This window comes from uncultured Erythrobacter sp. (assembly GCF_947499705.1).
In the GTDB taxonomy this organism is placed as follows: domain Bacteria; phylum Pseudomonadota; class Alphaproteobacteria; order Sphingomonadales; family Sphingomonadaceae; genus Erythrobacter.
Genome location: NZ_CANMPJ010000002.1, coordinates 752155 through 764197, shown reverse-complemented (window position 1 = coordinate 764197; position 12043 = coordinate 752155). Strand labels below are relative to the sequence as shown.

The following is a 12043-nucleotide window of genomic DNA, read 5'->3' as shown; positions in this document are numbered from 1 at the left end:
AATCTCTCGTTGTTTCGCGCTGGCTGACCGCCCGCGCGTGTTTAGGTCCCGTTGAGGGCGTGTTACCCGACTAATACGGCTTTAGCCACCCCTCACAAGCGTACCGGCACCGCGTGCGGTGAAGAATTCGAGCAGCATTGCGTGGGCTACCCGGCCATCGAGCACAACCGCCGCTTCGCAGCCCGCCTCGACGGCGTTCACGCAAGTTTCCAGCTTGGGCACCATGCCGCCGGTGATCACGCCGTCTTCGCGCAATTTGGCAATGTCTGCTGGCGTCAGATCGGTCAGCAGCTCACCGTTTCCGTCAAGCACCCCCGCCACGTCGGTCAGCAGGAACAGTCGCGCTGCACCCAAGGCCGCCGCAATCGCTCCCGCCATCGTGTCGGCGTTGATATTGTAGGTCGCCCCATCTTCGCCGCCTGCGATCGGCGCAATAACCGGGATCATTCCGGCAGCCACCGCCGTGTCTATTACGCTCGTGTCGACCTCAGCCGGTTCACCAACAAACCCCAGATCGACCACACTTTCGAGCAGGCTTTCGGGATCGCGGGTCGTGCGCTCGACCTTACGCGCAGTCACCAAACCGCCGTCTTTGCCCGACAGGCCCAAAGCTTTGCCGCCTGCCTTGCCGAGCCAACCGACGATTTCCTTGTTGATCGCGCCGGACAGGACCATTTCCGCGACCTTGGCTGTGGCTTCATCGGTAACGCGCAGCCCATCGACAAATGTGCTTTCGACGCCGAGCTTTTCCAGCATCGCGCCGATTTGTGGACCTCCGCCATGCACAACCACCGGGTTGATGCCGACCGCTCGCAGCAGCACGATATCCTCAGCAAAGTCGCGCGCGGCCTGTGGGTTGCCCATCGCGTGGCCGCCATATTTCACCACAAAGGTGCGTCCGGCATAGCGCTGAAAATAGGGCAGCGCCTCGATCAGCACCTCGGCCTTGGCCAACGTCGCCTGGTCGCTATCTGCTGTCATTGCGGTACGCCTTCCCCAGTTCGCCCGCAGCGCGGCGCGTTTCGAATGAAGCTGCGCTTAGCGGCTTCAATCCGCGCTGCAAAGCGGTCGGTTCATGCGGTAGGCTGCAACAGCTTTCGAATTTTGCACTTGGCACTGTAACCGTTTGTTGATTGAGTGCGAATCGCCTGGAGAGCGGCGCGCAATTCGTGCCGTCAGGAATGCTTGGAACGGAGGACACTCAAACATGAACACCACTCGCCTTAAAGGCTCGATTGCTCTCGCAGCTGCTGCCGGTCTCGCCGCAGCTTGCTCGGGCGGCACCGATGCACCGACCGAAGCCACCGCCGCTGGTGAAGGCGCTGCTTCGACTGAAGCCGAAGCACTTGCTTCTGCTGGCAGCGGCGAAAAGGAAAAGTGCTACGGCGTTTCCAAAGCTGGCGAAAATGACTGTGCCGCAGGCCCGGGCACCAGCTGCGCCGGTACCAGCGTTGTCGATTATCAAGGCAATGCCTGGACCTATGTCGATGCTGGCACTTGCCTGACCATCGAAACGCCGAATGGCACTGGCTCGCTCGAAGAGATCGCAGCCTAAGCCGCTTTGGCACCAAGGCGGCTTTATCCGCCTTCGCAAATAAAGAGGCCGCCGGGGCGAAACCCGGCGGCCTTTTGCGTTGCTCACCAAAACTGGCGATCCGCATTTGGTGACCGCCCAGCAGCCCTGCTATCGTGGAACGATGCTCAAACGCCGATCCCGCACTCCCCGGTTCAAGCGCCGCCGCACCGGCGGACGCTTCGCCAGTTGGTGGGTGCTGTGGCGTGTACCTGTGCTGCTATTGATCGTTATGGCAGCATGGTGGTTCGGCGTGCGGCCGGTAATGGAAGAGCAAGGCTGGGTCCGCGTGACGCAGGACTTCGCGCTATGCGGAGAGCGCTCTTCTGAAGCGGCAGGCTGCGTTGTCGACGGCGACACTCTAATCATAGGTTTCGGCAATGATCGCAGGCGCATCCGCCTGACAGGCTTCGACGCGCCTGAACTGGACGGAGCATGCCAGGCCGAACGGGAGGCCGCACAGAAGGCGCGAGGCGCTTTGCACGACTGGATTGGCGAGGGGCCAATCGAATGGAATGGGGCCGACGACCCGCCTTACGATCAATACGGGCGCGAACTGCGCGCCGCACGCCGCGTCGCCCGTGACGGTTCGCGCGAATTCCTCGCTGAAACCATGATCAAGCGCGGTCTCGCGGCAGAAAGCGGCTGGGGAGCCGAGCCAAAGAATTGGTGCTCCGAATAATCCGCTGGGCACAATTGCTTGCACCTGCCGTAACGGAAGCCTAATGGCGCCTTCCCGCTGTGGGATTCACCCCATGCGCAAGATGCCTGAAAGGAGGCGCTGATGTTTACAATGCTCATACCTCCAGAAGGCCGCAATTCGGCGGGGAAACCCGCGCAATCCATCGCCGAACACAACCGAGCCGCTTAGTCCCCGTTTTCTGGAGGTCTGCGGCGCGCGTTCGCTGCATTGCACCTCCCGCAGGGGATTTTCCAAATGTACTTACGATTCACCGTGCCCAAGGAGCACGGCGGAACAGTCACGCGTGCCAAGCTGGCGCCAGGACCGTTCCGGATAGCATCCGATCTTTGGTGGAGCGGTGATCAGGACTGTGATCCGGTTCTGATCGCGCTGCGCCGCGAACTCAATTGGTTCAACGACCAACTTCCGGTGCCGAAGCGCTTTGACGTGAAGGCAAAGGGGCGCTGGTGGGATGATGGCATCTGCTGGTTTCACGACAATGCACGCGAAGCCATCGGCCATATGCAAGTGATGGTCGCTCTGATCGAGGATTGCGGCGTGCCGGTAGCACGTCTGTGGACCCGCAACCCCGGCCAATTACTCTACCGTGATCGCTGGCAGGTCGTGGCCAAGCCTGATCGGCAGCGTCTCAATTGACCCAATCGGATGCGGCCAATTGGTGAGAGTGGCGTATCGCCTCATACGCCACTCTCATAGGTCCGCAGCGGTGCCTCACCGCATCTGGCGGGCAATTGTTCGGGCAATTCGCGCCGTTCGCCGAGCAGCAATCACGGCTCCCAAGGTCGCGATTCCAACCCCTCGCTTGCGGTGCCGTCGTTGCAGGGCTGAGAATGGCGACAAACGCCGGCGAAGAAGGTGGACCCCGGGCATGTTATGCGTGGACCAAGTTGGCTTCTGCTTTCTCAAGGAGCGCAGCGATTTCATCGAGAAGTGACAGGCGCTGTTTCTTCAATCGATCGGTGTGTTCATCGCTGCACGGCTCAATCTCCGCCTCGATCCGGTGGATCGCCCGGTTTACGGCATGGTAGCGGTCAGCCAGCTTGCAGAAATGCGCGTTTCCTGACTTCAGCCTGCGCAGAGTCTCGGCGTCATGAGGAAACTCGTCATGGAGTTCGTGCGGCGTGTGGGCTGACATATCGGAATTCTCCCTTTGGCTTTCGAAGAGAGAATATAGGCGGGCTGGAAAGCAGTCTTTGATGTGGGTCAATTGCGATCGAGGGAACTGACCGGCAAAGATTGCGCTCAGCGCCGAACCAAACGGCATTGTCGCCAGGCTCCTCATGCTGATACGGCGCGGCATGCCTATCTCTCGCACACTCACACTTTCGCCCATCCTTGCCATTGCCTCGCTCACTGCCTGCAGCGAAGAAATCAAGGTCGCACCGCCCAGCTTTGGCCCACAAGACGTGTTTTGGGAGGCGCTGTCGAGCCATTGCGGCAAAGCCTATGCCGGCAAGCTGGTGAGCGAGGACCCCGCCGATGCCGACTTCGCCAGCGCCGATATGCGCATGCATGTCAGCGAATGCAGCGACACGAGAATCGCGATCCCATTTCATGTCGAGCTTGGCGGAAAATGGGACCGGTCGCGGACCTGGCTTATCACGCGCAACGATGCTGGCGGATTGCGGCTTAAGCATGATCACCGGCACGAGGACGGCTCCAGTGATGCGGTGACGATGTATGGGGGGGACACCGCGGAGGCAGGCGTGGAGAACATACAGAACTTCCCGGTCGATGCCGAGAGTATCTCTCTGTTCGAGCGCGAGGACTTGCCCGCCTCGGTGACCAATGTCTGGAGTGTCGAGGTGACGTCAGCGGATACGGACGGCGGAACCTTCGCCTATCAACTGCGCCGGACTGTCGACGGCGGAGCCCCGGAAGATCGCTTCTTCCGGGTTGAGTTTGACCTCAGCGAGGAAGTCGAGGCGCCGCCGCCCGCATGGGGTTGGGAATGAGGACCTCAGTTGCCCCAGTCGCTGGTTTTGTCTCCGCCCCAGTCGCCGCTTTGAAGCCCTGAAGTCATACCAAGATCAGCCCGTACCGAAGCCGGAGCCATGCTTGGGTTGCAGCCCGCGCTGTCGATGTTGTTCATGATCTTCGCAACGCGCACTCCAGTCGTAAAGCTAGGCTCGCGCATGCCGCCGCCGGGCTTCTTGTGGTCTTCAGCAATGTCGACCAGTTTCTCGACTTGATTGGTGCAGTATTCGCCCCAACCATTGACCGCGGCCGCGGGAATACCGTCGTCGCCGTCCGCGCTTGGTCCATCGCCAAGCATGCCAGCCGAATACATCACGCCCAGCACGACTACTGAGCCACCGAAAAACACTTTTCCGAACATCGCGACACCCCTTCATTCAACACCAGTCGGGTATCGCAAATATCGGTAAAGACGCGCTTAATCCCGTTTGGCAGGCGGGTAAGGCTCAGCCGCGCCATGGTCGATGCTGAGGCTTTCGGCGAGGCGAAAGCGCCCCTCTTCGGCGATCCACTGCCAGACATGGATGTAGCGTGCGCCGCCCACTTGCTCCCACCCTTTGTCTCCGCCGCGCCATTCGTGAAAAGTGTGGTGCGCGCGTTCCAGCACGCCCCATTCGCCAAGCGGCGTGACCGTGCGCGATCCGGGAACGAGCAGGCGGCGGTTCTTGTAGCCTGGATTGGCTCCGTCCGGCTCTCGGTCAGCGCATTGTTGCGCGATCGAGGCAAGAAAGGCGTCGCGGCTCGGCACTGCAAGTCCGCCCAAATCATGCAACATGCGGAAGTCCTCGGCGAGAATGCCGCCCAATTCATCCGGTTCGCACCCTTCGAACGCAGCCCAAAATAGCCGAGAATCCAGCTCCGCGATTTGAACGCGCGCGTCCTCGATAGACGGAATCGGCGGCGGTTCGGTGGCGGGCGCAGCCTGTGCTAACATCAGAGCGATTGCCGAAAACATGGGATCTCCTTGAGGTGTGTTATTCGATTAATACACGCGGCATTGACTTGGATCAAGCGACGCAAGGGCTTGCCCTACCGCCCGTCTCAACGATATATCATAGATATGGCTAAAGTTGAGAACATCACCATCCCCAGAGGAAGCCTGTTGGCGGAATTTGGTCCGGCAGAGGCTTATCGCGACTGCTTCCAGTGCGAGGTTCCCGGACAGGTCTCACTTACGCAGTTTATCGAGCGCTTCTATTGTTCCGTCGCCTTTCGACCCGAGCGGATCGTGCTCGGACTGATCGGCAAGGGCGCGAACAATTCGGATGTGCAGGAACTTGCCAGCGGCGCGGCAGACAGCTTCGCAGCTTGGAAGGTGATCGAACGCCGCGACGATGAGATCCTACTCCAGGACTTTCGCGGCACCACTGCCAGCTGGCTCTCGGTCAAGCCGCATGACAAGACGACTACGCTGCTGTTCGGCAGTTGGGTCGGCCAGCCCGATCGCGGGATCGTCAAGACGCTGATGCCCTTCCACCGCTGGTATTCGCGGGTTCTGTTAGGGGGTGTCACTTAGGCCTGCCCCTTAGGGCTGTTCCTGAGCCGACTTTCGTCATCGCCAACGCCAAAGTCGCGCCATGCGATTTGGCGCGATTGTCCTGTTGTCCGCTCTCCTGCTCGGACCACCTGCCTTTGCCGAGAGCGCTATGCCCGCAGCCACTTCGCGAGATAGCGAGCGCGCCACCTTCCCAATCTGCAAGGGTTCGGGCCGCATCACCTGCATCGTTGATGGTGACACGATCTGGTATCGCGGCACCAAGATCCGCATCGCCGACATCGACACGCCTGAAATCTCGCGCCCCGGTTGTGACCGCGAAGCCGCCATTGGTCGCCGTGCCACGCAGAGGATGCAGGCGCTTCTCAACGCCGGCCCATTCACGCTAGCCCGAGGCAGCGGTGGCCGCGACACCGATCGCTATGGCAGAGCCCTTCGCGTGGTGATGCGAGGCGGCAGAAGCCTTGGCGAGACGCTGGTGTCCGAAGGCCTTGCCGAACGGTGGGGCGGACCGCGTATCGCATGGTGTTGACCGATGCCTTCGTGCCTACCACCCACTCGGCCCCGTAGGAAAGCGTCCCGCAGCCTAGCTCGAACCGTGCTATCCTGCCCCGCGACTCGAAATGTACAGGGGAAGACCGGCTATGAACCGCGATGACATGCTCGCCACTATCGGATCCGTTTACAAGGCGCGCGCCACCGGCGACCTGTCGCGCTTTCCGGACTTGTTCGCGCCGCACGCCGAGTTTCGCTTCGTCGGCGATGGCAGCATCATCATGGAGTTTCCCGGCGGAAAGTCGAACCAGCCCGAAGAGGTGGCGAAGGAGCTGTTCGAACAGCTCGACCTGCTCGACTTGCGGATGGAATCATCGACGATCGAAGACGAGCGCGCGGCGATCCACTGGCGCGCGGTGATGCGTTTCAAGGGCGGCGACCCGTTCGAACTGGAATTGTTCGACCTGTGGGAATTCGGCGCTGACGGGCGGATCACCAAAGGCAGCCAGTCCTTCGACACCGCGCGGGTGCAGAACGAGATGGACGACGCCGACATGGCCCGCGCCGCCGAGGAAACCCGCGTCGCGACAGACACTGCGCGCAGTGACGCCGCGCGGGTCGATTCGATGGATTTTGGCATCGGTTCGCGTTGACGCGACGTTGAGGGATCCAGGCCCGGATCCGGCGCTTACTCCCAGCCGAAGTCAGCCTTGATCTGAGCGACCAGCTCCGGCTCCAACTCGGGGAACAGCACGCGGGTGGTGCGGTGGCCGTGCATCACGCCGTCCGTGTCGCGATAGGACCAATCGGACACATCGTAGATCGAAACGCGCACGAAATCGCGATATTGATAGCCATCGGAATGCGGCGAATTGGCAAGCTGCCCTTCGAGAAATTCGCCGTCGAGCCGGACATTGTCGACCCAGATATGCTCCCACCCGTCGAGCGGAAACTTGAACGCAATATCGCGCGTGCCGAACGGCGGGTCGATCAGCACATCGAGCCATTCGTCAATCGTCGCGCGCGCCTCATCCTTGGCCGCATTCATTTCCGCGTCGTCCGTGGGCAGCTCGACAATGGGATCGGGCTCATCAGCAGCCTGCGCGAAGGCCGGCGCAAGCGGCGCAGCAGTGAGCGCGAGGCTCAGGGCAAGAAGGGTCGGTCGAAACGTCATGGTCAAAGCTCCGTATGCATTACGCGCGGCGATAACACGCAACGGTTGAGAAGAGATTGAGCGCTGCGAGTGGCCAAGCGAAGTTGACACAAATGACAGTGTGTCAGGCACCGTTTCTGTAGATTTACCGTTTAGTTTGAAAGGGTTGCGAGCGATTGGCGAAGTTGACACTTCTCCAACTTGAAACACGCTGGTTGGGAAGGGCTTTGGGGCTGCAAGGCGTTGAGGGAAAAGCGAATTCATGGCCCGCGCCTACCACCTCAGCCATGCTGTAGGAAAATGGACGAAGGTTCACCCCCGTCTACGCGCCTAGGCGGTTCCGCAATGTCGTCCCCAGTTGTCTCCAAGATCACAGGAAGCGTTGCAGATACTATTGTCATGCAGTACTTTGAATTCCGGTAGAGTTTTCGCTTTTTTGGGGGTTTGGCGTGCGCGTTTTATTGTCTGTTTTTGTGTCGTTCGCCTTTCTTGTCTCGTCTGTGACGGCATCGTCCCAAGCCGGATTGTCGCCCACCAGTCTGAAGGTCGATGGGCTCAATTTTGAAAGCGAAGTGACAGCCCTTTACCTCGGCGATTTCGGCAATGCGCGCATGGAGCGCGACGGGTCGGCCTATTCGTTCTTGCTCAGCGAGTTCATCAATGCCTATTCGCGCATCTGCCCCAGCCACTTGCCGCGCAACAAAGTCGAACTGACCAAGACGCGCTGCATCGCCGAGACCGTCACCAGAAACGGCTTCGGCGTCGAGACCAACCGATATTGCTCCCAATACGAAACCTATGGAACCGGGCGTTACGCCGATCCCGCGCTGCTGCGCATTTCATCCAACCTCGATGCAAAGCTATCGCGAGAGGTCCTAGGCGACATCATTCCAAGGCAAGGCTCCGATCCCGCCGCCGCGTCGCGCCGCATGACCGATGTCGCATTGTCGGCAAAAGGGGATATGGACCGGCTGCTTGCGCAGAACAGCTGCGGCAGCGCTGCCTTGAAGCGCTTTCAGGCGAACCTCGAACGGTTCGGATCGCAGCAGGCTCCCCTGCGGCTGGCCAATAGCGCAACTCTGGCGACGGTGCGGGGCGGCGGCGGGGCCTATGTGAAGTCCGATTACAGCAAGCTGGTCGATGCGCTGGTCCGGGTAAATGCCCAAGGCTGGATGATGAATCGCTATATCGGCGGCAGCATTTCGCAAGTGTCCGTCAGAACTGGCGCGGACGGCAGGCCGATCCGGATCAATGCACGCTACCGTTTTAACACGCTCGGCCAGGTGTCGAACGGCGCGGTCGATGTGTCATTCGAGAATGGCCGGCCAAAATGCCTGTTTTTCTTCGACGCCCCACAAACCTGCCGCGTGCCAAGTCCGGGCGTTGTGACGGCCTATGAGAAGGGCGAGTATCGTTAGCGGTTTGGAGGTGAAGGTGATCCCTGACTGTCTGAGCAGTCAGATCCTAGAAAAAGGTGGCCAAGCTACTCTCTTCGCGCTTGCGGGGAATCGAAGAGGGCGCATTGCGCCGCGGTGGCCCTTATCGCTCCCCTCCCGCTTGCGGGAGGGGCTGGGGGTGGGCAAAAGCAACACATGCCCAACTGGCAACCCAGAAACACCAAACGCGCCCGCTCGCTACGCCGCGAAGCCACACCAGCAGAACGCGCGCTCTGGGAACACCTCTCCCGCAGCCAGCTCGGCGCAAAGTTCAGCCGCCAGATGCCGGTCGGCCCATACTTCGCCGACTTCCTCTGCCGGGAGTTGAAACTGCTGATCGAACTCGACGGCCACAGCCATGATGTCGCGCCGGAACGGGATGTTACGCGAGATCAGTGGATGGCAGAGAATGGCTACACTGTAATGCGTTTCACCAACGCCGAGGCGAAGGACAACATCGAGGGCGTAGTCCAAGCAATCAGCGCCAAAATCGAAGATTTGCGCAAAACCTAATCCCTCCCGCCTGCGGGAGGGACATGAGACTTAGCGAACGCAGTGAGCTTAGTCGCAATAAGGTGGGCACGTATCTCCACCCTCCCGTTCACGGAAGGGTCTCGAGACTTGGTGAGCCAAAGGCGAACTTAGTCGCAGAGGGGTGGGCGCTCCTTGATCCCTCTTGCTTGCGGGAGGACCGTGAGACTTAGTGAGCGTAGCGAGCTTAGTCGCAACTGGGTGGGCGTGTAATCGAGCAATGGACCAGGCCAAGCCCACCCCTAACCCCTCCCGCAAGCGGGAGGGGAAACTTGGCGAGATCTCTTAGCCATAGTTGCTTCGTCAATCTTCAATGCGGCCAAATGGTTATTCAAAGTGGCCGTTCTTGTCAGTCATACTTAGCAAAATCGACTTGCCCAAAGATCCAGAAGAGCTGGAATGATCGGTGTTTTTTTGGCGAGAATGAGCTGCATACTCCTTTACCCAAGCACTGGGCGGGACATCCATCGGCATTATCATTTCATTCCGAAATTCGAGCGGCCAGTCGGCATTGGCAAGAGTGACCTTATCTGATGGGGGTGGTTCACCTAAAGTACTACCCTCTTTCGTGGAAATATTGGTATTGAAGACATGAAATGTGAAACTCCATTGCCCTACTGGATGTAGATGGTGAGGTTTTAGCTCTCCGATAGCGGCGATGCTGATCGGAGATCGCATGTCGAGTCGAAGAGTAATATCGGGTCGATCTTTCGCAACGACGACCGCACCATGCAACGTAGCCGCGGCGTGAAGTGCCAGCCTTCTTTTTACCGGTTCATAGACCTCATCCCCAAGACCGGTATTCATTACGTCTTGATCTGAAATCCTCTTGAGCATCTGCCGAGCAAGGTCATCTGGGTCGAACAGGTTTGGGATATCCATTTTGCCGAGAAGTTGGTCCGAGAATTTCCTATCTCTCGCTGTCGGTCGTTTCGCCCATTTAAGCCCAGTCTTGGGATCCCATCCTTCGACTGTTCTAATAATCCGCTTGGCTCTTCCCACATACTCGCTAGCGTTGGGCTTTGGAGACACTCGTGATGCTACCAAGGCTCTAGATTTCAACACATTGGCTACATCATTCTCGTCGAGTGAGAGGCTTGCAGTCTGCGCGTATATGAAACGCGCGCTCTCCACGATGGCGCTCACCCAGTTATGATGGTGTCCCTGGTTCCTAGCGCCTCGATGCGCGACAAAATCTCTCAGATCGCGCAGAATGGGCGGAAGCTCGCCCAGTTCTGCAAGGTCAAGGTACAGAGTGTCGAGATCAGACCCTTGAGCCTGACCGGTAATTAGACGTCTGGCATTGGTGGCTGCCCGTTTTCGTAACATTCATTCTCCTGCCCTCAGCGTGACCACAGAGCGGTCGAATGGGAGCAATCCAAAAAAACGAAAGCAGAGCCGCAACTGAGTGGGAGAAAAGAGTCCGGAGTTCTCACTCCGCCGCTTCAACAGCCCCGAACATATCCGGCCCGTCATTCACCGCTTCGCCTTCAGCCGGCGCTTTCGCCTTCTGGCGCTTGTCGAAGCTTGACCATACGGTGTTCCAGTCGCCCTTGGTTGCGCCCTTCGAATATTCGGTCGCGCGGGCTTCAAAGAAGTTGGCGTGCTCGACACCGTTCAGCAGTGGGCTGAGCCATGGCAGTGGGTGCTCGTCGATCATGTAGATCGGCTGAAGATTCAGCTGACCCAGACGCCAGTCGGCGATGTAGCGGATATATTTCTTGATATCCTTGGCCGTCATCCCTTCGACCGGGCCCATTTCGAAGGCGAGATCGATGAAGGCGTCTTCAAGCCGCACGGTCTTCTGGCAGATATCGATGATGTCTTCCTTCACCGCCTTGGTCAGGCAGTCGCGCTCTTCGCAGAAGGTGTGGAACATCTTGATGATGCCTTCGCAGTGCAAAGTCTCATCGCGGACCGACCAGCTGACGATCTGGCCCATGCCCTTCATCTTGTTGAAGCGCGGGAAGTTCATCAGCATCGCGAAGCTGGCGAACAGCTGCAGCCCTTCGGTGAAGCCGCCGAACATGGCGAGCGTGCGCGCGATATCCTCATCGGTGTCGACGCTGAACTGGTGCATGTAATTGTGCTTGTCGGCCATTTCCTCATATTCGAGGAAGGCGCTGTATTCGCTTTCGGGCATGCCGATCGTGTCGAGCAGGTGGCTGTAGGCCGCGATATGCACCGTCTCCATATTGGAGAAGGCGGCGAGCATCATCTTGATCTCGGTCGGTTTGAACACGCGGCCATATTTGTCGTGATAGCAATCCTGCACCTCGACATCGGCCTGGGTGAAGAATCGGAAGATCTGGGTGAGCAGGTTGCGCTCATGCTCGGTGATATTCTGCGCCCAATCGCGGCAATCCTCTCCCAAGGGCACTTCCTCGGGCATCCAGTGGATCTGTTGCTGGCGTTTCCAGAACTCGTAAGCCCATGGGTATTCGAACGGCTTGTAGGTGTTCCGGGCTTCGAGCAACGACATCTTGTGGTTTCCTTATCGCGTGTTGGCTTACCCATATAGGGAATCAGAGCTGCGAATCGAAGGCAAGGGGGTAGATTTACGCGGGGATAAACCGTGCTTTTTCTGAGTCGAACGGTGTGGGCCCGGTGCCCTCTTGCAGCATGCTCAACGGATTAACGTGTGCGCCGCGCAAGTGTGCCGTATTTTTGCGGATCTGGC

At 59.2% G+C, this 12043-nt stretch carries 16 protein-coding genes; 9 read left to right on the top strand and 7 right to left on the bottom strand.

Translation table 11 applies throughout. The annotated features are described in order from the left end of the window. Positions 1 to 81 precede the first annotated feature (81 nt). The gene (gene argB, locus Q0837_RS16635; protein WP_298471304.1) at positions 82 to 981 is read right to left on the bottom strand and encodes an acetylglutamate kinase; all 900 of its coding nucleotides are present in this window, start codon (positions 979 to 981) and stop codon (positions 82 to 84) included. 226 nt (positions 982 to 1207) lie between these two features. On the opposite strand from argB, the gene Q0837_RS16630 reads away from it, so the two are divergent. The 3 genes from Q0837_RS16630 (at position 1208) to Q0837_RS16620 (ending at position 2912) form a co-directional block, all read left to right on the top strand. After that, complete coding sequence (locus Q0837_RS16630) at positions 1208 to 1555, top strand: DUF2282 domain-containing protein (RefSeq protein WP_298471302.1); 348 nt, start codon at positions 1208 to 1210, stop codon at positions 1553 to 1555. Between the two features lie 142 nt (positions 1556 to 1697). Next, a complete protein-coding gene (locus Q0837_RS16625) occupies positions 1698 to 2255 on the top strand; it encodes a hypothetical protein (protein WP_298471300.1) in 558 nt (185 codons plus the stop codon). Positions 2256 to 2510: 255 nt separating this feature from the next. Next, positions 2511 to 2912, top strand: a complete 402-nt coding sequence (locus Q0837_RS16620) for a hypothetical protein (protein ID WP_298471297.1) — start codon at positions 2511 to 2513, stop codon at positions 2910 to 2912. Between the two features lie 235 nt (positions 2913 to 3147). Here Q0837_RS16620 and Q0837_RS16615 read toward each other — a convergent pair whose 3' ends face one another. Then, entirely contained in the window at positions 3148 to 3411 is a 264-nt protein-coding gene (locus Q0837_RS16615) for a DUF465 domain-containing protein (RefSeq protein WP_298471294.1), read from the bottom strand. Between the two features lie 163 nt (positions 3412 to 3574). Here Q0837_RS16615 and Q0837_RS16610 point away from each other — a divergent pair, with 163 nt between their 5' ends. Next, a complete protein-coding gene (locus tag Q0837_RS16610) occupies positions 3575 to 4231 on the top strand; it encodes a hypothetical protein (RefSeq protein ID WP_298471291.1) in 657 nt (218 codons plus the stop codon). Positions 4232 to 4236: 5 nt separating this feature from the next. Here the strand turns inward: Q0837_RS16610 and Q0837_RS16605 are convergent, their stop codons facing one another. Together Q0837_RS16605 and Q0837_RS16600 are read right to left on the bottom strand one after the other, a co-directional pair. Continuing rightward, the gene (locus Q0837_RS16605; protein ID WP_298471288.1) at positions 4237 to 4614 is read right to left on the bottom strand and encodes a hypothetical protein; all 378 of its coding nucleotides are present in this window, start codon (positions 4612 to 4614) and stop codon (positions 4237 to 4239) included. Between the two features lie 57 nt (positions 4615 to 4671). Further along, entirely contained in the window at positions 4672 to 5208 is a 537-nt protein-coding gene (locus Q0837_RS16600; protein ID WP_298471285.1) for a DUF4440 domain-containing protein, read from the bottom strand. A gap of 105 nt (positions 5209 to 5313) precedes the next feature. On the opposite strand from Q0837_RS16600, the gene Q0837_RS16595 reads away from it, so the two are divergent. The 3 genes from Q0837_RS16595 to Q0837_RS16585 all read left to right on the top strand — a co-directional run bounded on the left by Q0837_RS16595 (position 5314) and on the right by Q0837_RS16585 (position 6896). After that, positions 5314 to 5769 (top strand): hypothetical protein, encoded by a 456-nt coding sequence (locus Q0837_RS16595; protein WP_298471282.1) that lies wholly within the window; start codon positions 5314 to 5316, stop codon positions 5767 to 5769. Between the two features lie 61 nt (positions 5770 to 5830). Next, positions 5831 to 6280: a thermonuclease family protein gene (locus tag Q0837_RS16590; protein ID WP_298471279.1), complete on the top strand. Its 450-nt coding sequence runs from the start codon at positions 5831 to 5833 to the stop codon at positions 6278 to 6280. A gap of 112 nt (positions 6281 to 6392) precedes the next feature. Next, on the top strand, positions 6393 to 6896 hold the full coding sequence (locus tag Q0837_RS16585) for a nuclear transport factor 2 family protein (protein ID WP_298471276.1): 504 nt from the start codon (positions 6393 to 6395) through the stop codon (positions 6894 to 6896). A 35-nt stretch (positions 6897 to 6931) separates the two neighbouring features. Here Q0837_RS16585 and Q0837_RS16580 read toward each other — a convergent pair whose 3' ends face one another. Continuing rightward, the gene (locus tag Q0837_RS16580; protein WP_298471273.1) at positions 6932 to 7417 is read right to left on the bottom strand and encodes a DUF2314 domain-containing protein; all 486 of its coding nucleotides are present in this window, start codon (positions 7415 to 7417) and stop codon (positions 6932 to 6934) included. 479 nt (positions 7418 to 7896) lie between these two features. On the opposite strand from Q0837_RS16580, the gene Q0837_RS16575 reads away from it, so the two are divergent. Both Q0837_RS16575 and Q0837_RS16570 read left to right on the top strand, forming a co-directional pair. Next, complete coding sequence (locus Q0837_RS16575; RefSeq protein WP_298471270.1) at positions 7897 to 8814, top strand: hypothetical protein; 918 nt, start codon at positions 7897 to 7899, stop codon at positions 8812 to 8814. 174 nt (positions 8815 to 8988) lie between these two features. Continuing rightward, complete coding sequence (locus Q0837_RS16570) at positions 8989 to 9345, top strand: endonuclease domain-containing protein (protein ID WP_298471267.1); 357 nt, start codon at positions 8989 to 8991, stop codon at positions 9343 to 9345. Between the two features lie 345 nt (positions 9346 to 9690). Here the strand turns inward: Q0837_RS16570 and Q0837_RS16565 are convergent, their stop codons facing one another. Together Q0837_RS16565 and Q0837_RS16560 are read right to left on the bottom strand one after the other, a co-directional pair. Continuing rightward, positions 9691 to 10692 carry a hypothetical protein gene (locus Q0837_RS16565; protein ID WP_298471264.1) on the bottom strand — a complete coding sequence of 334 codons (1002 nt, stop codon included), beginning with the start codon at positions 10690 to 10692 and terminating at the stop codon, positions 9691 to 9693. Between the two features lie 103 nt (positions 10693 to 10795). Continuing rightward, positions 10796 to 11845 carry a ribonucleotide-diphosphate reductase subunit beta gene (locus Q0837_RS16560; protein WP_298471261.1) on the bottom strand — a complete coding sequence of 350 codons (1050 nt, stop codon included), beginning with the start codon at positions 11843 to 11845 and terminating at the stop codon, positions 10796 to 10798. Positions 11846 to 12043: the final 198 nt, after the last annotated feature.